The following is a 21,704-nucleotide window of genomic DNA, read 5'->3' on the forward strand; positions in this document are numbered from 1 at the left end:
GCAAGGCCGCTCTGGGTCCCCGCCTTCGCGGGGACCCATACAGAAAACGGCCACAGCGCCGCCACTAGGCGACGGCTTCCATCAAAGGTTCGGCCCCCAGGCTGTTGGGACCGGCGGACGTGATCCGCACCTCGACCATGTCGCCGATCGCGAGCCCCGGCGCGGTGACGTGCACCGACTGGAGCCAGGGCGACTTGCCGATGAGCTGGCCGTCATGCTTGCCGCGACGTTCGAGGAGCAGGCGCGTCGCCCGCCCCACCGTCCGCTCGTTGAACGCCTGCTGCTGTTCGTTGAGCAGCGCCTGAAGCCGCTGGAGCCGGTCGTTCATCACCCCCTCTTCGACCTGTCCGTCCATCGTCGCGGCGGGGGTGCCGGGACGGCGCGAATATTTGAAGCTGTAGGCCATCGCATATTGCGTGGAGCGGACGATGGCGAGTGTCGCCTCGAAATCCGCTTCGCTCTCGCCCGGAAAGCCGACGATGAAGTCGCCGGAGATCGCGATGTCGGGCCGCGCGGCGCGGACGCGCTCGATGACCCGCAAATAGGATTCGACGCTATGGCTGCGGTTCATCGCCGCGAGGATGCGATCGCTGCCCGCCTGCACCGGCAGGTGGAGAAAGGGCATCAGCTTGTCGACCTCGCCATGCGCGGCGATCAGCCCGTCGGTCATGTCGTTCGGATGGCTGGTCGTATAGCGGATGCGTTCGAGCCCGTCCTCCTTCGCCAGTTCGCGGATCAGCCCGTCGAGCCCGATCGCGCGCCCCCGCTCGTCCTCGCCGTCCCACGCGTTGACATTCTGGCCAAGCAGCGTGATCTCCCGCACCCCGCCCGCGACCAGCGCGCGCGCTTCGGCGATCAGGTCCGCGAAGGGCCGGCTCGTCTCGGCGCCGCGCGTGTAGGGCACGACGCAATAGGTGCAGAATTTGTCGCAACCCTCCTGCACGGTCAGGAAAGCGGTCGGGCGCTGGCCGCCGGCGCGCTTCGGCAGCGCGCCGAACTTGCTGTCGAGCGGCATGTCGAGGTCGATCGCCTTCTCGCCCCGTTGGGCGCGGGCGATCAGGTCGGGCAGGCGGTGATAGGCTTGCGGACCGACGACGACATCGACGCTCGGCGCGCGGCGCGCGATCTCCGCCCCTTCGGCCTGCGCGACGCAGCCCGCGACCGCGATCGTCGGACGGCTGCCGTCCTCGCGCTTCAGCCGGCCGATGTCCGAATAAACCTTCTCGGCCGCCTTTTCGCGGATGTGGCAGGTGTTGAGGACGACGAGGTCGGCGTCGGCACCCTCGGCGGCGGCGGCATAGCCCCCGGCCTCCAGCATCTCGGCCATGCGTTCGCCGTCATAGACGTTCATCTGGCAACCGAAGGATTTGACGCGAAAGGTCTTGCCGGGACCCGGGACAGGCTTGCGGGCGGGAGAGTCGAATGTCATCGGCGCGCTATAGGCGATGCCGTGCCGTCGCGGAAGGGCGCGCCGTTTCCATGCACGCGACGATCGCGCTGCGCGCCGCCTCGGCCAGCAGCTTGCGGTCGCTCTCCATCTCGTCGGGCAGCGGATCGAGATAGTGGATGGTCAGCGCAACCTGGCGCCGCCGCGCGAGCATCCGCTTGAAATTGTCGAGCCCCGATTCGGGGTCCAGCCACGCGATGTCGGGCGCTTCCTCGCCATAATCGAGGAACACCGGCTGGACCTGAAGCCGCGGCGGCGTCGGGATGACGGCCTGGAGCAGCGAGGGACGGAAGGGCAGCAGGCCATCGCCCGGCCCCGTCGTCCCCTCGGGAAACAGCGTCACCGGCCTTCCCTGCGCCAATGCGCTGCGCAGCGCGTTCGTCTGGTTGTGGATCTCGCGCTTCGCCTCGCGCTGGATATAGACGGTGTGATTCTGGTCGGCGAGCCAGCCGACCAGCGGCGTCGTCTCCACCTCCGCCTTCGACACGAAGGCCGACCGCGCGGCGCCGCCCAGCGCCAATATGTCGAGCCAGCTCACATGGTTCGACACGAACAGCACGTCGCGGCGCAGGCGGGTGCCGGTGGTGCGGATGCGCAGCCCCGCGATCCAGCCCGCGGTGTTCAGGAAGGCCATGACCATCGGCGACGGCCGCCCCACCGCGCGATAGCAAAGATGCGGAACGATCAGGAACAGCAGCACTACCACCATCAGCGCCAGCCGGCAGACCGTGCGCCAGGTGACCGGAGCGCGATCAGTCGCGCTTGCGATCGATGGCGACGCCATAAAGCTCCATCCGGTGATCGACGAGGCGATAGCCGAGCCGCTCGGCGATCACCTTCTGCAACGCCTCCAGCTCGGGATCGACGAACTCGATGACCCGGCCGGTCTCGACATCGATCAGATGGTCGTGATGCGCCTCGGGCGCCGCCTCGTAGCGCGACCGGCCGTCGCCGAAATCGTGGCGGTCGAGAATCCCGGCCTCCTCGAACAGGCGGACGGTGCGATAGACGGTGGCGATCGAGATGCCGCTGTCGATCTTCGACGCGCGCTCGTACAGCGTTTCGACGTCGGGATGATCCTCCGAATCCGAAATCACGCGGGCGATGATCCGGCGCTGCTCGGTGATGCGCAGACCCTTTTCGTGGCACAGGGCCTCAAGATCGATCGTACCGGACATGGGAGCCTTTCCTGCAAGAAGCAGCCGTGCCTGTTCTTATGCCGACTGTATAGGGTCGCCCGGCCGATAGGACAAGGGCGGCGGCCTTGCGGTCGTCGCCCCCTTCCTTTCCGCCGGCGCTAAAATTCAGGCTTTCTTGCGCTTGCGACCGCCGCCGCGCCCCTTGGTGCCGAGGCCGATCTCCTTCGCGAGCGCGCGCCGCTTCTCGGCATAGCTGGGGGCGACCATCGGATAGTCGGCGGGCAGGCCCCACTTGGCGCGATAATCGTCGGGGGTCATGCCGTAATGCGTCATCAGGTGGCGGCGCAGCATCTTCAGCTTCCGGCCGTCCTCCAGGCAGACGATATGGTCGGGCTTCACCGACGCGCGGATCGACACCGCCGGGACCGGCTTTTCCTCGGGCTCCGGTTGGGTGCCGAGCCCCGACAACGCGGCGTGGACATTATTGATCAGCATCGCAAGGTCCGAAATCGCGACGCTGTTGTTGCTGACATGTGCCGCGACGATGTCGGCGGTCAGCGTCACGAGCATTTCATTGGTATCGGCCTGATCCGACATGAGCTTGTTCCTTATCGTATGAACCGGAGGCAGGAATGCCTCATAGTATATCTCTGCGTCCCGATGCCTATAGTGGCATCGGGATCGTTCCGTCGCAAGACGAATCGTATCTATTCTTCGGCTATGTCCGATCGCCGCATGGTAATCGCATCGCGGACCAATCCATCGCCGCCTCTATAATAGGCATTTCGCCTGCCACATTCAGAAAAGCCGGCGCGGGTGTAAAGATGAACAGCGTCATTGTCGGCACGCATTTCGAGGAAATAGTCGGACACGCCCTGATCCGACGCCCATTGCCGCCAGTCGTCGATCAGGCGTGCGCCGATTCCGCGCCCGCGCCGGTCGGGCACGACGGCGAGCAGCAGCAATTCGCTTTCGGGGCCCGCGACGCGCGCGGCATAGAAGCCGCAGGGCACCTCCCCGTCCCAGGCGAGCGCGACGCGCGCCGACGGCAGCGCGAACAGCGTGAGCATCTGCGCGCTGCTCCATGCTTCGCCATAGGCCGGATCGAACGCCGCCTCCATCACACGCATCACCGCGCCGATGTCGGCGATTTTAGCCGGCGCGAGGCGCAGACCCCCCATCATCGCGTCACCATCGGTTTCGCATCGGGGTCGCGGCCATAGATCGGGCTGGGATCGGCGAAAAAGGCGGCGGGGGGTAACGCGGCGGCATGGCGGGCGTCGGGCAGCATCGGCAGCGCCCGGCCCGACCCGCGCCGCGCGACAAAGGCTTCGGCGCGGTTACCGACCGCCAGCGCCGCATCGAACGTGGCCGCCTCGTCGGGCAGCAGCGAGCGCACCGGAGCGCGGGGCGTGAGATCGGCGCCGAAGGGCTGCACGAACCATTGGCCGTGCCCGCCTTCCATCACCACCAGCGCGCCGTCCGCCACCGCGACCGCTTCCGCCGCCCCTGCCGCGACCAGCGCCAATGTCGAAAAGCCCTGCACCGGGATGCGCCAGCCGAGCGCCAGCGCGCGCGCCGCGGCGACGCCGATGCGCACGCCCGCGAAGCTGCCCGGGCCGCAGCCGACCGCGATCGCGTCGGCGCGGCCGCCGTCCGTCAGTTCGGCGATCAGCGGCACCAGCCGTTCGGCATGGCCACGCCGGATGATTTCATGCCGGAAATCGACGACCCGCTCCCCGTCCAGCAGCGCCGCCGAGCAGGCTTCGCTCGCCGAATCGATGACCAGGCGCCGCATCGATGCCGCGCGCGGTCAGGCGATGCGATTGAAGCGGCCGAAATCGGGCCGCGGGCTGCGCTCGAAGATGCTCGCCGGATCGCCATAGCCCAGCGTCGCAATGAAATTGCTCTTCACGTTCGGCGTATCGGCAAAGAAGGCCGCGTCGACCCCCGCATTATCGAAGCCCGACATCGGGCCGGTATCGAGCCCGAGCGCGCGGGCCGCCATGATGAAATAGGCACCCTGCAGGCTTGCGTTGCGGAACGCCGTCGTCTGCGCCAGCGCCGCATTGCCGACGAACCAGCTCCGCGCGTCGGTGTGCGGGAACAGTTCGGGCAGATGCTCGTAGAATTCATGGTCCATCGCGATGATCGCGGTGACCGGCGCCTTCAATATCTTCTCGGCATTGGCCGGCATGGCGAGCGCCGCCAGCTTCTGCTTCGCCGCGTCCGACACGCACCAGACGATCCGCGCCGGCAGGCTGTTCGCGCTCGTCGGGCCATATTTCATCAGGTCCCAGATGGCGCGCAGCTGATCCTCCGACACCGGCCGGTCGAGATAAAAGTTATAGGTGCGCGCGGCACGAAAAAGCTGGTCGAGGGCGCTGTCGGCAAGCGGCTCGCTCATCGGGATACTCCTGTGGCTGGATTCAGATGGCGTGAACCGCCGTCACTTCGGGAACATAATGCTTTAGCAGCGTCTCGATCCCGTTCTTGAGCGTCGCGGTCGAAGACGGACAGCCCGAACAGGCACCCTGCATCTTCAGATAGACATTCCCCTTGTCGAACCCGCGATAGATGATGTCGCCGCCGTCGTTGGCGACCGCGGGGCGGACGCGGGTCTCGATCAACTCCCTGATCTGCGCGACGATGTCGGCATCGGCTGGGTCGTCGGCGAACCCGCCTTCCTCTTCCTCCGCCGGAACCGCGATGCCCGTGGCGCTCGGGGGATGGAACAGGGGCATGTCGGCCAGGAAATGATCGACCATGATGCCCAGCACGTCGGGCTTCACATCGCCCCATGCGGCACCGGGCGCGATCGTCACCGAAATGAAGTCGCGGCCGAAGAAGACACCGGTCACGTCGCCGAGCGCGAACAACGCGGTGGCGAGCGGCGACGCTTCGGCTTCCTCGGGACTGGCGAAGTCGCGGGTTCCCATGTCCATCACCGGCCGGCCGGGCAGGAATTTGAGCGTCGCGGGGTTGGGCGTCGATTCGGTTTCGATCAGCATGGCGTGCATGTGGGACGCCCGCGCGCTTTGTGCAAGGAATGAGATAATTCTATGAAGGCGCATGCGCCGCTTTTCCCATTTCGCCGCCATCGACTGGTCGGGCGCCCGCGGCGCGCGGCACAAGGGGATCGCGCTGGCGGTAGCGAGCGGCGCGGCGGCGCCGCGGCTGGTCCGTCCCGGTCATGTCTGGTCGCGGGGCGAAGTGCTCGCATGGCTCGAATCGCTGCTGGCCGCGGACGCGGACATGCTGATCGGTTTCGATTTCTCGGCCGCCTTCGCCTTCGCCGACCGCGACGCCTATTTTCCCGGCTGGCGCAACAGCCCGGACCGGATTCGCGACCTTTGGGCGCTCGTCGAGCGGCTGGCGGCGGGCGATCCACATCACGAAGCGGGCGGCTTCCTGGCTCACCCAGAGGCGCGGCGTCATTTCCGACACCCGGGGGGCGAGGTCGGCGATCTGTTCGAGCCCGGCGCCGGCCGGCTGCGCATCGTCGAGCATCACCAGCGCGCGACGCGCCAGGCGGCGAGCGTCAGCAACTTCAACCTCGTCGGCGCGGCACAGGTCGGCAAGGCGAGCCTCAGCGGCATGCGCCTGCTCCATCGTCTCGCCGGCCGCCTGCCGCTGTGGCCGGTCGATCCGGTGCCCGCGCACGGTCCGCTGCTCGTCGAAATCTATACCAGCCTCGCCGCGCGCGCGGCGGGCATGGCGCCGGGACGCAGCAAGATTCGCGACGGCACCACACTCGATGCCGCGCTCGCGGCGCTGGGGTCGCCGCCCGCGGGCTTCGTCGGCCCGATCAGCGACCATACGAGCGACGCGCTGCTCACCGCCGCCTGGCTGCGCGCGATCGCGCCGGACGCCGCCCCCTGGTCCCCCACCCCGCTGACCGATGCCGTCGCACGCACCGAAGGCTGGACCTTCGGCATCATTTGAAGCAAAGGGCGAAACGCCGCGTGCCGGCTTAGCTCAGTTGGTAGAGCAACCGCCTTGTAAGCGGTAGGTCGTCGGTTCGAGTCCGACAGCCGGCACCAGCGATACGGCATCCCGCCGGTCGCACCTTCGCCCGCCATCAGTTTAACCGGAGTCGTTCATGCGCCATCATCCTTCGGTCGCCATCGCCGCAGCCCTGTTCGCGGCAACGCTGCCGATGGGATCTACGCTCGCGCAGCAGGCCGCCGAAGCGGGCACCGCGACCGCCACCGTCACCGCGCCGGCCGATTTCTTCAAGCAGTCGCCGGGAAGCGACTATTATCTCGCGAACTACAGCGAATATGAGGCCTATCTGAAGCGCCTCGCCGGCGAGACGGACCGGATGAAGCTGGTCGACATCGGCAAGACCGCCGAAGGTCGTACCCAGTGGATGGCGGTCGTCTCCTCCCCCGCCAACCTCGCGCGGCTCGACGAATATCGGGACATTGCGCGAAGGCTGGCAAAGGCGGAGGGCATCGACGAGGCCGAGGCGCACCGGCTGGCGGCGCGCGGCAAGGCCGTCGTGTGGATCGACGCCGGTCTCCATGCCACCGAGACGGTGACGTCGCAGGGGCAGATTCAGATCATCCACCGCATGCTCAGCCAGTCCGATCCCGAAACGCTGCGCATGCTCGACGACTGCATCATCCTGTTCGCACACGACAATCCCGACGGGATGGAACTGGTCAGCAACTGGTACATGCGCCACGCCGACCCGGCAAAGCGCGAGTATGCGACGCTGCCGCGGCTCTACCAGAAATATGTCGGTCACGATAACAACCGCGACAGCTTCATGGCGGCGATGCCGGAGACCGAGAACGTCAACCGCGTCCTGTTCCGCCAATGGTATCCGCAGATCGTCTACAACCAGCACCAGACCGGCCCCGAGGGGATGGTGGTGTTCGTGCCGCCGTTCCGCGACCCCTTCAACTTCAACTATGATCCGATCGTGATGGCGATGCTGAACGAGGTCGGCTTCGCCATGCATTCGCGCCTGATCGCAGAGGGCAAGGCGGGATCGGGCACGCGCAGCGCGGCGCCCTATTCGACGTGGCACAACGGCATGGAGCGCTCGGTCTCCTATTTCCACAACAGCATCGGCCTGCTGACTGAGATCATCGGCGGCCCGACGCCGACGAAGATACCGCTGGTCCCCGCGACGCAATTGCCGCGCGGCGACGAGATGATGCCGATCGCGCCGCGCGCCTGGCATCTGCAGGATTCGCTCGACTATCAATGGACGCTCAACCGGGCGGTCATCGACTATGCGTCGCGCAATCGCGAGCGGCTGCTCTTCAACATCTGGCGGATGGGGGCGAACAGCATCGAGAAGGGCAGCAGGGACAGCTGGACGATGACGCCGACCAAGGTCCAGCGCCTCGCCGACGCCGCACCACTGGACCAGAAGGACGCGCGCCCGGGCAGCGCGAAGAAGGTCGACCCGGCGCTCTATACCGCCCTGACGCAGCGGCCCGAGGAGCGCGATCCGCGCGCCTATGTGATCCCGGCGGGACAGGCCGACATGCCAACCGCGGTCGCCTTCCTCAATGCGCTGATCAAGAACGGCGTCGATGTCGAGCAGGCCGCCGCGCCGTTCACGGCGGGGGGCAACACCTATCCGGCGGGCTCCTATATCGTGCGCACCGCGCAGGCCTATCGCCCGCATATCCTCGACATGTTCGAGCCGCAGGACCATCCGCACGACGCCGAATATCCCGGCGGTCCGCCGAAGGCGCCCTACGACATCACCGGCTATACGCTCGCCTATCAGATGGGGATCGGGTTCGACCGCATCCTCGACGGCATCGAGGGGACGTTCGCGCGCGTGCCCGATCTGTTGTCCCCGCCCCCCGGCCGCATCGAGGGACAGGGCAAGGCCGGCTGGATCGTCGGCCACGAAACGAACAACAGTTTCATCCTGACCAACCGTCTGCTCAAGGCGGGGGCAAAGCCGGCGTGGATCGACGCGCCGGTCACCGCGAACGGTCACGCGCTGCGGCCCGGCGCGATCTGGATCCCGGCCTCGCCCGGGGCAACGCCGGTCATCGAGCGGGCCGTCCGCGAGTTGGGGCTGGTCGCGATCGCCAGCGACCGGGCGCCCGAGGCGGGACTCCTGCCGCTGAAGCCGGTGCGCATCGGCCTCGTCGACCGGTATGGCGGGCTGATGTCGGCGGGCTGGACCCGCTGGCTGCTCGAACAGTTCGAGTTCGATTTCCAGCCCGTCTATCCCAGGCGACTCGAGGCCGGAAACCTCGCGCGCGATTTCGACGTGATCCTGTTCACCGATGGCGCGCTGCCGCCGAAGGGGGCGTGGGGAACCGACCGGGCGGGCAAACAGCCGTCCGAACAGGACACGCCGCCCGAATATCGCGCCACGCTGGGAACACTCTCGGACGAGCGGATCGCGCCCGCCATCGACGGCTTTATCCGCGGCGGCGGAACCGTCGTCGCGATCGGCAACGCGGGACGGTTCACCGACCTTCTGTCGGTGCCGCTCGCCCCGGCGCTGGTGCGGCAGGTCGGCGGTGAGCGCAAGGCGCTCGACACCAAGAGCTTCTATATTCCCGGGTCGATCCTGCGCGCGCGCGTCGATAACCGGCAACCGCTGGGATACGGCCTGCCCGAGGCGGTCGACATCTTCTTCAACCGCTCGCAAACCTTCACCCCGGCGCCCGGCGCCACGGATTACGGCAAGGTCGCCTGGTTCGAGGATCGCAACCCGCTGCGCAGCGGCTGGGCCATCGGCGAGGAAAGGCTGGCCGGCACGATCGCGGTGGCTGACATCAGCCTTGGCCGCGGAAAGCTGTTCCTGATGGGGCCGGAGGTCGCCCAGCGCGCGCAATCGCACGGCACCTTCAAATTCCTGTTCAACGGCCTGCTCTACGGTCCCGCCGCGGCAGAGGCGAAGCGGTAATCCGCTTCGTCCCGCGCGTCAGCAGGTCAGCGCGGCTTCGAACAGGCAGCGAAAGCGTTCGGTGCATTCGGCCCGGTCGCCGTCGTCGAGCGACAGCGCATCGACGCGCATGATGCTTCGCAGCACGCCGATCCCGATCAGGATCGACAGCAGCATGTTGGCGCGCAGTTCGCCGTCCTTGCCGATCAGCTCCGCCAGCGGGCCGAGCACGTCGAGATGGACGAGGTCGCGGATGATCTCCCCCGCCTTGGGCGAGGAAGCGGAGCGCAGCATGATGATGAACATTTCCATCCGATGCTGCCGATCCTCGTCGGCATCCTCGGCAACGAGCTGGGCGAGGAAGGCTGGCAGGTCGGCGGCGCTCTTCGGTTCACGGAACAGGTCGGCTTCCTTGTCGGCGAAGACGACTTCGCGGAACAGGCCCTCCTTGCTGCCGAAATAGCGGCCGATCAGCGCGACATCGACCCCGGCGTCGCTGGCAATGTCGCGCAGCCCGACGCCGTCATAGCTTTCGCGCACGAAGCGCTGGTGCGCCGCGGCCAATATCGTCGCGCGCGTCGCGACGGGGTTGCGTTTCCTTATGGGTGTGGTCCTCACCATGGCGCCGCCCCTAAAGCATTCCGCGAATAAATCAACAGGTGTTGACTTGCCTCGCAAGGGCGATTAGTCGGCGTCCCCGGCGTCGCGCGGCCCCTTCCCCCTCCCTCGCCGCGCGATGCCGCATCGTCCTGACAGAAAAAAGATACAAGCCATGACCCTGCGCTTTCCTCTCGCGCTTTCGCTGATGCTTTCGCTGCTGCTGTCCGCCTGTTCGGGCGGCGACGACGCGCAGGGCGGTCCGCCCGCGCTGCCGGTGACGGCGGCCACGCCGCTGGTGCGCGAGGTTACCGAATGGGACGATTATGTCGGGCGTTTCGAGGCGGTCGACAGCGTCGAGGTGCGCCCGCGCGCCTCGGGCTACCTCCAGCGCTCGCATTTCACCGACGGCCAGTATGTCCGCGCCGGCCAGCTTCTCTTCACCATCGACGCGCGACCGTCGCAGGCCGTGCTCGACCAGGCGCGCGCGCAGCTTGCGCGGGCACAGGCGACGCTCGCCAACGCACGGACCGAACTGGCGCGCTCGCAGACGCTCGCCGCCTCGCAGGCCGCCAGCACCGAGGAGGTCGAACAGCGCCGCGCCGCCGTGCGCGCCGGAGAGGCCGACGTCGCCGCCGCGCAGGCCGCGATCCGCGCCGCCGCGCTCAACGTCGGCTTCACCCGTGTCACCGCCCCGATCTCGGGCCGCGTGTCGCAGCGTCTGGTCGACCCCGGCAATGCCGTCACCGCCGACCAGACGATCCTGACGACGATCGTGTCGACCAGCCCGATGCATTTCAGCTTCCAGGGGTCGGAGGCGAGCCTGCTCGAATATGAGCGCCGCGGCGACACGCTGCAGAACGCACCGGTGCGCATCCGCCTGCAGGGCGAGGAAAGCTACACCCGTACCGGGCGCATAGACTTCGTCGACAATGCGCTGAGCACCGGGTCGGGCACGATCACCGTGCGCGCGGTGGTCGCCAACAGCGACGGCAAGCTGCGTCCCGGCCTGTTCGGCCAGCTCCAGCTCGCCGCTTCGGCGCCCCGCTCCACGATCCTCGTTCCCGACACCGCGATCGTAACCGACGCCGCGCGCCGTCTCGTCTATGTCATCGACCCCAAGGATGTCGTGCAGGCACGTCCGGTGACGCTCGGCCCGGTGATCGACGGGCTGCGCGTCATCCGCTCGGGCCTGACCGCGCAGGATCGCGTCGTCGTCGGCGGCATCCAGCGCGCGATGCCCGGCAAGCCCGCCAAGGTCGAGGCAGGCCGCATCGTCCCCGATGGCAAGGTCGTCACCGCCAAGGGCCAGCCCGCGGCCCCGGCAAAGGGCGCGGCGGCGAAGAAGGGCGCCGGCCAGTGAAATTCAGCCGTTTCTTCGTCGACCGCCCGATCTTCGCGGCGGTCATCGCGATCTTCATCACGCTGATCGGCGCCTTCGCCTATCCGCAGCTTCCGCTCGCCCAATATCCGGAGATCGCGCCGCCGACGATCGGCATCACCGCCTCCTATCCCGGCGCCTCGTCCGAAACGATCGCCGAGACGGTCGCCTCGACGCTGGAGCAGGAGATCAACGGCGTCGAGAACATGCTCTATCTGCAGAGCAGCTCGACGCAGGGGATGGCGCAGATCACCGTCACCTTCCAGCCGGGCACCGACCTCGATGCCGCGCAGGTGCTTGTCCAGAACCGCGTCGCGCTCGCCGAGCCGCGCCTGCCCGAACAGGTGCGCCAGATCGGCGTGCAGGTGAACAAGCAGGAAACCGGCTTCCTGATGATCGTCGCGCTGACCTCAACCGATCCGGCGATCGACACCGATTATGTCGGCAACTACGCCAATTCGACGCTGCGCGACCGGCTGTTGCGGCTGAAGGGCGTCGGCGGCGTCCAGATCTTCGGCGGCGGCTTCTATTCGATGCGTGTGTGGATCGATCCCGACAAGGCCGCCGCGCGGAACCTGACCGCGACCGAGATCGTCGCTGCGCTGCAAAGCCAGAATGTCCAGGTCGCAGGCGGGTCGGTCGGCGCCCCGCCCTATGGTCAGGGCAATCCCGCCTTCGAGCTGCCGGTCGAGGTTCCCGGCCGCCTCGTCACCCCCGAACAATTCGCCGATGTCGTGATCAAGACCGACACGCAGAACGGCGCGATCACCCGGCTGAAGGACGTCGCGCGGGTCGAACTGGGCAGCCAGGACTACAGCGTGCGCGGTGTGTTCAACGGCCGGCCCGGCGTCGGCATGGCAGTGATCCAGCAGCCCGGCGCCAACGCGCTCGACGCCGCGAATCTCGTGCTGCAGGAAGTCGAGGCGGCGTCGAAGGATTTCCCGCCGGGGCTCGAATATCAGATTCCGTTCAACCCGACCGAATATGTCCAGGCGTCGGTGACCGCGGTGCAGGAAACGCTGGTCGAGGCGCTGCTGCTCGTCGTGCTGGTGGTGATGGTCTTCCTCCAGACGTGGCGTGCCGCGATCATTCCGATCGTCGCCATCCCCGTGTCGCTCGTCGGCACCTTCGCGGTGCAACTCGCGCTCGGCTTCTCAATCAACTCGCTGTCGCTCTTCGCACTCGTGCTCGCGGTCGGCATCGTCGTCGACGACGCGATCGTCGTGGTCGAGGCGGTCGAGAAGCATGTCCGGCAGGGCCTCAGCCCGCGCGAGGCCGCGCACCGGACGATGGACGAGGTGTCGGGCGCGCTGATCGCGATCGCACTGGTGCTCGTCGCGGTGTTCGTGCCGACCGCCTTCGTCCCCGGCATCCCCGGCATCTTCTATCAGCAGTTCGCGGTGACGATCGCCGCCGCGACGGTCTTCTCGCTGCTCACCTCGCTGACGCTGTCGCCGGCGATGGCGGCGCTGCTGCTGCGCCCGCACGAAGAGGGTCGGCATGCAGAACCGAAGAACCCGGTGATGCGCTTCGGCCGCCGCGCGGCGGACCGCTTCAACGAAGGGTTCGACAAGCTGTCGGAACGCTACGGCCAGACGACGGCGAAGCTGGTGCGCAAGACCGGCGTGATGCTGGTCATCTATGCGGTGCTCCTCGCCTTCACCGGCTGGCGCCTGACCGACACGCCGACGGGCTTCATCCCCGACCAGGATCAGGGCGTGCTGATCGGCGTCGTCCAGCTTCCTCCCGGCGCGTCGCTCGACCGCACCAGCGAGGTGCTGACCCGCGCCCAGCAGACAGTGGCGGCGATGGACGGTATCGAAAGCGTCTCGACCTTTGCCGGGCTCGACGGCGCGAGTTTCTCGACCGCATCGAACGCGGGCACGATGTTCATCCGCCTCGCCGACTGGAGCGATCGCGGCAAGGCGCTCAGCGCGACCGCGCTGTCGCAGCAATTGTCGGGCGCGCTCGCCGGCGCGCTGCCCGAAGCCAACGCCTTCGTCATCGCCCCGCCGGCGGTGCAGGGGCTCGGCAACGGTAACGGCTTCACCATGATGATCCAGGCAACCGGCGGCGGCAGCTATCAGGACCTCGAAAAAGCGACGCTGGCGATGATGGGCGGTGCGCAGCAGGTGCCCGACGTCACGCAGGTCTTTTCGTTGTTCAACACCGGCAGCCCGCGCATCTTCGCCGACGTCGATCGCGACAAGGCGCAGATACTCGGCGTCGACCCCAGCCAGGTCTATGCCGCGCTCGGCACCTATCTCGCCTCGACCTATGTCAACGACTTCAACTTCCTCGGCCGCACCTTCCGCGTGACCGCGCAGGCCGAACCGTCCGCGCGCAGCCGGATCGAGGATGTCGGGCGGCTTCAGGTTCGCTCCTCGTCGGGCGAGATGGTCCCGCTTTCGTCGGTCGCGAGCTTCCGCGACGACAGCGGCCCGACGCGCGTCGTGCGCTACAACCTCTTCCCCGCGGTCGAATTGCAGGGACAGGCGGCACCGGGCGTGTCGTCAGGCGCGGCGCTCGCCGCGATGGAGGGGCTCGCCGCGCAGACCCTGCCCGCCGGATTCGCCTATGAATGGACGGGCCTCGCCTATCAGGAGAAGGCGGCGGGAAGCAGCGCGGTGCTGATCTTCCTGCTCGCGGTGGTGTTCGTCTTCCTCGTGCTCGCGGCGCAATATGAATCGCTGCCGCTGCCGCTCGCGGTGATCCTGATCGTGCCGATGTGCATATTGGCGGCGATGATCGGGGTGAACCTGCGCGGGATGGACAATAACATCCTGACGCAGGTCGGCCTCGTCGTCCTGATCGCGCTGGCGGCGAAGAATGCGATCCTGATCGTCGAATTCGCCAAGCAGGGCGAGGAGGAAGAGGGGATGAGCACGCTGGAGGCGGCGGTGCATGCCGCACGGTCGCGCCTGCGGCCGATCCTGATGACCAGCTTCGCCTTCATCTTCGGCGTGCTCCCGCTCGCTGTCGCCAGCGGCCCGGGACAGGAAATGCGCCAGGCGCTCGGCACCGCCGTCACCTTCGGCATGCTCGGCGTCACCGTGTTCGGCCTGATCTTCACCCCCGTCTTCTATGTCGTCTGCCGCCACCTCGGCGACCGGGTGAAGGCGCGAGTCAGGCGGCGGCGCGGCAGCGCAGGCGACGAACAGCCGGTGGAGGCGCAGTGATGACCCGTTCGATCCTTCTCTCCGCAACCGCCGCGCTCGCGCTGTCGGGCTGCATGGTCGGTCCCGGCTATGTGTCGCCGACTCCGACCGCGCCCTCGCAGGTGCCATTCCTCGAAGCTGGCGCGTCGCCCGCTTTCACCGGCGACCAGCCGCCGGGCGAATGGTGGAGCCTGTTCGGCGATCCGACGCTCGACACGCTGGTCGGGCAGGCGCTGGCCGCGAACACCGACCTGCGCGTCGCCGCCGCCAATCTGGCGCAGGCGCGCGCGGTGCTCAAGGAAGCGCAGGCGGGCCGCCTGCCGACGACCAGCATCGGCGCCGGCGGCACCTATGCGCGCCAGTCGGGCGCGACCACCGGCGTCGGCCCGGTCGAGGGCGAAAGCTATGATGTCGGTCTCGACGTCGGCTATCAGGTCGACCTGTTCGGCCGCGTCGAAAGCGCGATCCGCGCGAGCCGCGCCGACGCCGACGCAGTGCAGGCCGCCTTCGACCTCACCCGCATCACCGTCGCGGCGGAAACCACGCGCGCCTATGCCGATGTCTGCGCGTTCAACCGCCAGCTCGCTGTCGCCAATGACACGCTGCGCATCCAGGAACAGACATTCGACCTGACGCGCCGCCTGTTCGAGGGTGGTCGCGCGACGCGGCTCGACACCGGCCAGGCCGGCGCGCTGCTCGAACAGACGCGCGCGACGCTGCCGACGCTGGAAGCACAGCGCGCCGCGGCGCTCTATCGCCTTGCGGTGCTGACCGGCAAGCCGCCGGCAGAGGCCCCGCAGGCGGCGCTGCAATGCCAGGCGCCGCCCGAGCTCGACCGGCCGATCCCGGTCGGCGACGGCGCCTCGCTGCTCGCGCGCCGCCCCGACATCCGCCGCGCAGAGCGTCAGCTCGCGGCGGCGGCGGCCCGCGTCAACGTCGCGACGGCCGACCTCTACCCCAGCATCAGTATTGGCGGCGCGATCGGATCGACCGCGGGGTCGGTGTCGGGGCTCGGCCGCTCGGACAATTTCCGCTTCTCGATCGGCCCGCTGATCTCGTGGAGCTTTCCGAACATCGCGGTCGCACGGTCGCGGCTGAAACAGGCGGAGGCGGGCGCCGACGCGGCGCTCGCGACCTTCGACGGGACGTGGCTGGCGGCGTTGCAGGAGACCGAAAGCGCGCTCGCCAACTATGCCGGCGAACTCGACCGGCTGGCGGCGCTGCGCCGCGCCGCGGACGAGGCGGGCGAAGCGGCGCGTATCGCGCGGCTGCGCTATCAGGCGGGGCGCGAGGCTTTTCAGGTCGTGCTCGACGCCGAACGCTCGCTCGCGCAGATCCGGGCGAGCATCGCGCAGGCGGAGCAGCAGCGCTCGACCAGCCTCGTCGCGCTGTTCCTCGCCCTCGGCGGCGGCTGGCAGGCGCCGGCGGGTTGATCGGCTACATGATCGGGCGGATGACCGCGCACGCCGGGCATGTCATCATGCTCTTGCGGGAAGCCCGGGCTTGACCACCCTGATCGCCCTCGTCGCCGCGCTCGCCTTCGTTCCGCTCGCGGCGGGGCTTTGGCTGTTGCCGCAGGCACCGGGCCGCGAGCCCATGCAGTGGCGCGGCTTCGGCGCATCGGCGCTGCTTTGCGCGCTCGCCTTCAACCTGACCTTCTTCGTGCAGGAGGTCGGGCTCGTGCTCCCCAAGGCGCTGGTGCCGGGGCTGCATCCGGTGCTCTACCACAATGATCACGACTGGCGCGGCGATGTGCCCATCGCCGAATTGCTGCAGGCCACGGGCGCGGTCGCGACGCTGGCGAGCGGGCTTTTCTTCCTCTGGCTGGCGCGGCGGATCGGGCCGGACCGACCCGGCTGGCGCCTGTTCGCCTTCTGGATGGCGTTCGAGGGGCTGTTCCAGTCGCTGAGCCAATGGGCGGTCGGCAGCCTGATCCCGGGTAACGACGTCGGCCGCGCGCTGGCCTGGCTGGGCGCCGGGACCGGCGTTCGCGCCGCACTGCTCGCCGGGACGGCGTTCGCGCTGTTCGCCGCCGGGCGTGCATTGGCGCCGCTGTGGCCGCTGCGCCGCGGGGCCGCGAGCCGCGCGACGGTGCTGCCAGTCGCCGCCGCGCTGGCCGTCGCGGTGCTGCTGTGCATTCCGTTCCGCGCCCCGCGCGAACCGGTCGAGGTCGTGCTGATCCCGATCGTCGTGCATCTGATCGGGCTCGGCTGGCTAGCGCTCGGCTTCGCCATGCGGCGCGCCGGAGCGGAAGGTCATGCTCTCGCGCACCCCGGCCCGCCGCTGGCGGCGCTGATCCTGCTGCTCGCCTTCTTCCAGATCGTACTGCGACCCGGCATCGCCTTCTGACGCCTCAGCGCGCCTCCTGCGCCGCGACCGTCAGGTCGCCGCGCGCATGGCGGAACACGTCGAGGCTGCCCCAGATGGCAAGCGCGGCCATGATCCCGGCGACGATCAGGTCGGGCCATCCCTGCCCCGTCCCGAACACGCCCAGCGCCGCAGCGAGGACCGCGAGATTGCCGAGCGCGTCGTTGCGCGAGCAGATCCATACCGACCGCATGTTCGCATCGCCGGTGCGATAGCGATAGAGGAGCAGCGCGACGATGACGTTGGCGGCCAGCGCGGCGGTGCCGATGATCCCCATCGTTTCGGCATGCGGGCTGCTGCCGCTCAGAAATCCCCACAGCGTCGATGCGAGCACCCAGAGGCCGAAGGCGAGCATCGTCGCCGCTTTGAGCAGCGCGGCACGCGCCCGCCACGTCAGCGCCATGCCCGCGACGCCCAGGCTGATCGCATAATTGGCGCTGTCGCCCAGGAAATCGAGCGCGTCGGCCTGAAGCGCCCGCGAATCGGCGGCAACCCCGGCGACGATCTCGACCCCGAACATCGCGGCGTTTATGACCAGCGCGATCCACAGGATGCGCCGCCAACGGGGATCGTTGAGCGCGCTGGTGCCGCTTTTGCCCGCGCAACATGAATCGGCCATCACCGAACCTCCTTGGGTTTTCGAGTCGGCGCCCTATATGCAGCCTGTAGCAACTACGGGGTCAAGCGATGAAAATCGGCGAGCTTGCGCGGGCCACCGGCACGCATATCGAGACGATCCGCTATTATGAGCGGATCGGCCTGCTTCCGGCGCCGGACCGCACCGCCGCCAATTACCGCAGCTATGGCGACGCGCACCGCGCGCGGTTGAGCTTCGTGCGCCATTCGCGCGAACTCGGGTTCACGATCGACGAGGTCCGGTCGCTGCTCGACCTTTCCGATCATCCGGCGCGCGACTGCGGCGAGGCCGACCGCATCGCGAGCACGCATCTGGAGCAGGTGGAGAGCAAGATCGCGCAGCTCGCCGCACTGCGCGACGAACTGGAGCGGATCGTCGGGCGCTGTCGCGGCGGGCTGGCGGGCGATTGTCGGGTGATCGAGGCGCTCGGCGATCACCGCCTGTGCGCGGCGGACCATCCGTGACCGCGCCGCTGTCCACCCTCGCCTTCTACATCCTCGCCGCCTTTGCCGAGATCGGGGGCTGCTTCGCCTTCTGGGCGGTGCTGCGCCTCGGCCGATCGCCGCTGTGGCTGGCACCCGGCGCGGTGTCGCTCGCGCTGTTCGCCTGGGCGCTGACGCGCGTCGACGCCGATGCTGCGGGCCGCGCCTTCGCGGCCTATGGCGGCATCTACATCCTCGCCTCGCTGGTCTGGCTGAAAATGGTGGAGGGGGTGACGCCCGACCGTTGGGACCTGATCGGCGGCGCGATCTGCCTCGGCGGCGCGGCGCTGATCCTGTGGGGCCCGGGGCGCGGATAGGGCGCCCTCGGATCGGAAAATCATCCCTCTGCCGACAAAGGCTCGTTCCCCGGCGCAAGCCGGGGTCCAGATGGCATGGCACTGCCCCGCGTGGACCCCGGCTTGCGCCGGGGAACAGGTTAATCATGATGCGGAGAGCGCAATCGGCATGGACGTGTGGGGAAAGGTGGGACGATTCTGTTGCCCGGCTCGTCCCCAGCCGCTGGTATCCGATTCTGTTGCCCGGTTCGGTCCGAACCGCGTTCTATTTGTCTAACCTTAGGCCGTGAGGCTTATCGGTTAGGCAGCAAGAGCGAGTGCTTCGTTATCGTTAGCACTTATTGGTTTTGAGCCTTTAACGGGTTACTCAGCCCGGAAGAAAACATCGTCTTTGAACACACGTCGATCCTGGTTCGGCCCCGTCAGAAGCCCGCGCACCCCTTCAAAAGCGCGCGGGTTTGTGGTGGAGCCGCCGGGTACTGCCCCCGGGTCCGCTGTGTCTATTCCACGACACCATTTATCCTCATAGCCGGCCGAAACCGGCATTGCCGATATAGGGAGCCGCGGGGCGGTTTGCAACGTGGGCGGCCGACCGCCGCCGCGCCGCTATTTCCGCCGCAATTCGTCGCGTATTTCGGTGAGCAGGTCGACCTCGGTCGGCGCGGCGGCTTCGGGTCCCTTGCGCAGCAGCCGGTTCACCGCGCGCACCATCAGGAAGATGATGAAGGCGAGGATCAGGAAATTGATCACCGCGGTGATGAAGGCGCCATAGCCGACCATCGCCACCCCGGCTTTCTTGAGCGCCGCATAGTCGGTCGCCGCGATCCCGTCGGGCACGCTGCCCAGCAGGATGAACTTGCTGGAGAAATCGACCCCGCCGAATATCCAGCCGACGAAGGGCATGATCAGGTCCTCGGTCAGCGACCCGGTGATCGTCGCAAAGGCGCCGCCGATGATGACGCCGACCGCCAGATCGATGACGCTGCCGCGTGCGATGAATTCCTTGAACTCGTTCAACATCTTCTCACTCCCGGGAAAATTGGGCGAACCGCCGAGTGGTGCCGCGACGATTGCGCAAAGGCAAGCGTCATCCTATTATGTGTATTGTTGCGGCAAAACGCCGCCGGAGGGAGTTTAGAGACCATGACCATGCGTTCCGCCCGCTGGATGATCGTCCCCGTCGCCGCGCTGTCGCTGTCCGCCTGCGGCATCAACAGCGTTCCCACCAAGGAAGAGGCCGCCAAGGCGAAATGGGCGAATGTCGAGGCCGCCTATCAGCGGCGCGCCGACCTGATCCCCAATCTCGTCGAGACCGCGAAGGGCGCGGCGAAAATCGAACAGACGACGCTGGAAAGCGTCATCCAGGCACGCGCCTCGGCTACCCAGATCAAGCTGACCGCCGACGACCTGGAAGACCCTGCGAAGGTGCAGGCCTTCCAGCAGGCGCAGGGCAATGTCACCGGCTCGCTCAGCCGTCTGCTCGCCACCGTCGAGCAATATCCCGACCTCAAGAGCCAGGGTCGTTTCGCCGACCTGATGACCCAGCTCGAAGGCACGGAGAACCGGATCAACGTGACGATCCAGGACTATAACAACGCGGTGCAGGATTATAACACGACGATCCGCACCTTCCCCGACATCATCGGCGCCAAGATCGTCCACGGCGCGAAGCCGATGACGCCCTATCGCGCGGTGACGCCCAACGCCAACGTCGCGCCCAAGGTCGATTTCGGGCAATAGGGCCATCGCTATGCCATTTCTCCCGTTCGCCCAGAGCACGAACGGACGCGAGGGCGGCTTCGGTTTCGCGGGATTGTGGGCCGCCCTGACGTCGGCCCTCCTCCTCGCTTTGCTTATGGCGGTCCCCGCCGCTGCCCAGACCTTTCCCCAGCTCACCGGGCGCGTCGTCGATCAGGCCGACATCATCCCGCCGGCCGAGGAAGCGGACCTCACCGCCCAACTCGAACAGCTCGAAAAGACGACCGGGCACCAGCTCGTCGTCGCGACGGTCAACGATCTCGAAGGACAGGACGTCGCCGATTACGGCTACAGGCTTGGCCGCGCCTGGGGCATCGGGGGCAAGGAAGAGAATGACGGCGTCGTCTTCCTGATCGCGCCCAACGAGCGGCGGATGAACATATCGGTCGGCTATGGCCTCGAACCGATCCTCACCGACGCCCTGTCGGGGCGGATCATCCGCGATCAGGTGACGCCACGCTTCAAGGATGGCGATTATCCGGGCGGCATCCAGGCCGGGGTGAACGCGATCGCGCAGCAGATCGCGCTCCCGCCCGAGGAAGCCGCGGCGCGCGCCGCCGCCGCTGCGAAGGCAGAGCGCGACCGCGCCGATGACGGCAGCTTCGGCGGCTTCATCTTTATCGGTTTTATCATCCTTTTCTTCTTCGTCCTGCCGATGCTCTCGGCCTTCGGGCGGCGCGGCCGGCGGCATCGCAAGCATCGCCCGTGGGGCGCCGCGCCGATCATCGTCTGGGGCGATCATGACTGGGGCGGCGGTGGCCGTGGCTCATCTTGGGGCGGCGGCGGCGGCTGGAGCGGCGGTGGCGGATTCGGCGGTTTTTCGGGCGGTGGCGGCAGTTTCGGCGGCGGCGGCGCCTCGGGCGGCTGGTAGGGAGGCGGAACGCATGAAAGTCAGCCATGTCAGCGCCGCCGATCACGACCTCGTCACCGCCGCGGTCGCCGCCGCCGAAGCGCGGACGAGCGGCGAGATCGTCACCGTCATCGCCGCGCAATCGAATGATTACGACGATGTCGCGCTTGTCTGGGCGAGCGTGATCGCCTTCCTCGCCATGTCGGTGATCGCGCTGTTTCCCGATTTCTATCAGGGCCTCTACGACCGGCTGACCGGCGGCTGGGGACACGGCCTGACCGCCAATCAATGGCTTGGCGTCGTCATTGCAGTCGGCGTGCTCAAGTGGATCGCCATGTGGCTGATTCTGCTGTGGCGGCCGCTGCGCTTGTGGCTGACGCCGCGCGCGATCCTCGCCGGCCGCGTCCGTGCCCGCGCGATCGACCTGTTCAAGGTCGGGGCGGAGGCGAAGACGCTCGGCCGCACCGGCGTCCTCCTCTATCTCAGCCTGCGCGAACATCGCGCCGACATCGTCGCCGACGAAGCGATCGCCTCGAAAGTCCCGGCGGAGGTATGGGGCGACGCGATGGCGGCGCTGATCGAACGCGTGCGCGCCGGCCGGCCCGGCGAAGGCATGGCAGAGGCGGTCGCGTACATGGGCGTCATACTCGCCGAACATTTCCCGCGCGGCAGCGAAAATCCGAACGAATTGCCCGATCGCCTGATCGAGCTTTGACGC

Annotated in this window: 22 protein-coding genes, 1 tRNA gene and 1 other RNA gene; 12 read left to right on the forward strand and 12 right to left on the reverse strand. The window is 67.8% G+C overall.

Features of this window, described 5'->3' with window-relative positions; translation table 11 throughout:
- Positions 1–64: 64 nt before the first annotated feature.
- The 8 genes from miaB to AC2S9W_RS18295 all read right to left on the reverse strand — a co-directional run bounded on the left by miaB (position 65) and on the right by AC2S9W_RS18295 (position 5,597).
- Positions 65–1,429 carry a tRNA (N6-isopentenyl adenosine(37)-C2)-methylthiotransferase MiaB gene (gene miaB / locus AC2S9W_RS18260; RefSeq protein WP_104959781.1) on the reverse strand — a complete coding sequence of 455 codons (1,365 nt, stop codon included), beginning with the start codon at positions 1,427–1,429 and terminating at the stop codon, positions 65–67.
- 7 nt (positions 1,430–1,436) lie between these two features.
- Complete coding sequence (locus tag AC2S9W_RS18265; protein WP_076076294.1) at positions 1,437–2,231, reverse strand: lysophospholipid acyltransferase family protein; 795 nt, start codon at positions 2,229–2,231, stop codon at positions 1,437–1,439.
- Positions 2,200–2,625 carry a Fur family transcriptional regulator gene (locus AC2S9W_RS18270; RefSeq protein WP_067105391.1) on the reverse strand — a complete coding sequence of 142 codons (426 nt, stop codon included), beginning with the start codon at positions 2,623–2,625 and terminating at the stop codon, positions 2,200–2,202. The genes AC2S9W_RS18265 and AC2S9W_RS18270 overlap by 32 nt, the downstream gene beginning before the upstream one ends.
- Before the next feature lie 126 nt (positions 2,626–2,751).
- The gene (locus AC2S9W_RS18275) at positions 2,752–3,183 is read right to left on the reverse strand and encodes a Ros/MucR family transcriptional regulator (RefSeq protein WP_067105392.1); all 432 of its coding nucleotides are present in this window, start codon (positions 3,181–3,183) and stop codon (positions 2,752–2,754) included.
- Between the two features lie 110 nt (positions 3,184–3,293).
- On the reverse strand, positions 3,294–3,770 hold the full coding sequence (locus AC2S9W_RS18280) for a GNAT family N-acetyltransferase (protein WP_076076297.1): 477 nt from the start codon (positions 3,768–3,770) through the stop codon (positions 3,294–3,296).
- Positions 3,767–4,384: a tRNA (adenosine(37)-N6)-threonylcarbamoyltransferase complex dimerization subunit type 1 TsaB gene (tsaB, locus tag AC2S9W_RS18285; RefSeq protein ID WP_076076300.1), complete on the reverse strand. Its 618-nt coding sequence runs from the start codon at positions 4,382–4,384 to the stop codon at positions 3,767–3,769. Before tsaB ends, AC2S9W_RS18280 begins: the two co-directional genes overlap by 4 nt.
- A gap of 15 nt (positions 4,385–4,399) precedes the next feature.
- Positions 4,400–4,993, reverse strand: coding sequence for a malonic semialdehyde reductase (locus tag AC2S9W_RS18290; protein ID WP_076076303.1), 594 nt, complete (start codon positions 4,991–4,993; stop codon positions 4,400–4,402).
- Between the two features lie 22 nt (positions 4,994–5,015).
- Positions 5,016–5,597 (reverse strand): NifU family protein, encoded by a 582-nt coding sequence (locus AC2S9W_RS18295; RefSeq protein WP_067105461.1) that lies wholly within the window; start codon positions 5,595–5,597, stop codon positions 5,016–5,018.
- A 61-nt stretch (positions 5,598–5,658) separates the two neighbouring features.
- On the opposite strand from AC2S9W_RS18295, the gene AC2S9W_RS18300 reads away from it, so the two are divergent.
- The 3 genes from AC2S9W_RS18300 (at position 5,659) to AC2S9W_RS18310 (ending at position 9,481) form a co-directional block, all read left to right on the forward strand.
- Positions 5,659–6,531, forward strand: coding sequence for a hypothetical protein (locus tag AC2S9W_RS18300; protein WP_486571393.1), 873 nt, complete (start codon positions 5,659–5,661; stop codon positions 6,529–6,531).
- Positions 6,532–6,553: 22 nt separating this feature from the next.
- Positions 6,554–6,629: transfer RNA gene (locus tag AC2S9W_RS18305), tRNA-Thr, on the forward strand.
- Positions 6,630–6,688: 59 nt separating this feature from the next.
- A complete protein-coding gene (locus AC2S9W_RS18310) occupies positions 6,689–9,481 on the forward strand; it encodes a M14 family metallopeptidase (protein WP_486571394.1) in 2,793 nt (930 codons plus the stop codon).
- Positions 9,482–9,499: 18 nt separating this feature from the next.
- Here AC2S9W_RS18310 and AC2S9W_RS18315 read toward each other — a convergent pair whose 3' ends face one another.
- Complete coding sequence (locus tag AC2S9W_RS18315) at positions 9,500–10,078, reverse strand: TetR/AcrR family transcriptional regulator (protein WP_169799619.1); 579 nt, start codon at positions 10,076–10,078, stop codon at positions 9,500–9,502.
- A 154-nt stretch (positions 10,079–10,232) separates the two neighbouring features.
- Between AC2S9W_RS18315 and AC2S9W_RS18320 the strand changes: the two genes are divergently transcribed.
- The 4 genes from AC2S9W_RS18320 (at position 10,233) to AC2S9W_RS18335 (ending at position 16,945) form a co-directional block, all read left to right on the forward strand.
- Entirely contained in the window at positions 10,233–11,420 is a 1,188-nt protein-coding gene (locus AC2S9W_RS18320; protein WP_234002454.1) for an efflux RND transporter periplasmic adaptor subunit, read from the forward strand.
- Positions 11,417–14,617 carry an efflux RND transporter permease subunit gene (locus AC2S9W_RS18325; RefSeq protein ID WP_076076313.1) on the forward strand — a complete coding sequence of 1,067 codons (3,201 nt, stop codon included), beginning with the start codon at positions 11,417–11,419 and terminating at the stop codon, positions 14,615–14,617. The genes AC2S9W_RS18320 and AC2S9W_RS18325 overlap by 4 nt, the downstream gene beginning before the upstream one ends.
- Positions 14,617–16,029, forward strand: coding sequence for an efflux transporter outer membrane subunit (locus AC2S9W_RS18330; RefSeq protein WP_104959782.1), 1,413 nt, complete (start codon positions 14,617–14,619; stop codon positions 16,027–16,029). Before AC2S9W_RS18325 ends, AC2S9W_RS18330 begins: the two co-directional genes overlap by 1 nt.
- A gap of 70 nt (positions 16,030–16,099) precedes the next feature.
- Positions 16,100–16,945, forward strand: a complete 846-nt coding sequence (locus AC2S9W_RS18335; RefSeq protein WP_475282782.1) for a hypothetical protein — start codon at positions 16,100–16,102, stop codon at positions 16,943–16,945.
- A gap of 4 nt (positions 16,946–16,949) precedes the next feature.
- Here AC2S9W_RS18335 and AC2S9W_RS18340 read toward each other — a convergent pair whose 3' ends face one another.
- Positions 16,950–17,582 carry a cation efflux transmembrane domain-containing protein gene (locus tag AC2S9W_RS18340; RefSeq protein WP_212598739.1) on the reverse strand — a complete coding sequence of 211 codons (633 nt, stop codon included), beginning with the start codon at positions 17,580–17,582 and terminating at the stop codon, positions 16,950–16,952.
- Between the two features lie 68 nt (positions 17,583–17,650).
- Between AC2S9W_RS18340 and AC2S9W_RS18345 the strand changes: the two genes are divergently transcribed.
- Both AC2S9W_RS18345 and AC2S9W_RS18350 read left to right on the forward strand, forming a co-directional pair.
- Positions 17,651–18,064, forward strand: coding sequence for a MerR family transcriptional regulator (locus tag AC2S9W_RS18345; protein ID WP_475282783.1), 414 nt, complete (start codon positions 17,651–17,653; stop codon positions 18,062–18,064).
- Positions 18,065–18,072: 8 nt separating this feature from the next.
- Positions 18,073–18,399: a YnfA family protein gene (locus AC2S9W_RS18350; RefSeq protein WP_475283694.1), complete on the forward strand. Its 327-nt coding sequence runs from the start codon at positions 18,073–18,075 to the stop codon at positions 18,397–18,399.
- A gap of 204 nt (positions 18,400–18,603) precedes the next feature.
- Here the strand turns inward: AC2S9W_RS18350 and ssrA are convergent.
- Both ssrA and mscL read right to left on the reverse strand, forming a co-directional pair.
- Positions 18,604–18,961: a transfer-messenger RNA gene (gene ssrA, locus AC2S9W_RS18355) on the reverse strand.
- A gap of 23 nt (positions 18,962–18,984) precedes the next feature.
- A complete protein-coding gene (gene mscL / locus AC2S9W_RS18360; RefSeq protein WP_067105404.1) occupies positions 18,985–19,398 on the reverse strand; it encodes a large conductance mechanosensitive channel protein MscL in 414 nt (137 codons plus the stop codon).
- Positions 19,399–19,521: 123 nt separating this feature from the next.
- Here mscL and AC2S9W_RS18365 point away from each other — a divergent pair, with 123 nt between their 5' ends.
- The 3 genes from AC2S9W_RS18365 (at position 19,522) to AC2S9W_RS18375 (ending at position 21,701) form a co-directional block, all read left to right on the forward strand.
- The gene (locus tag AC2S9W_RS18365) at positions 19,522–20,118 is read left to right on the forward strand and encodes a LemA family protein (RefSeq protein WP_475282784.1); all 597 of its coding nucleotides are present in this window, start codon (positions 19,522–19,524) and stop codon (positions 20,116–20,118) included.
- A 115-nt stretch (positions 20,119–20,233) separates the two neighbouring features.
- Entirely contained in the window at positions 20,234–21,007 is a 774-nt protein-coding gene (locus tag AC2S9W_RS18370; protein ID WP_424539896.1) for a TPM domain-containing protein, read from the forward strand.
- 13 nt (positions 21,008–21,020) lie between these two features.
- Positions 21,021–21,701: a TPM domain-containing protein gene (locus AC2S9W_RS18375; protein ID WP_424539891.1), complete on the forward strand. Its 681-nt coding sequence runs from the start codon at positions 21,021–21,023 to the stop codon at positions 21,699–21,701.
- Positions 21,702–21,704: the final 3 nt, after the last annotated feature.

The sequence above is a fragment of the Sphingopyxis sp. 550B genome, assembly GCF_057401805.1.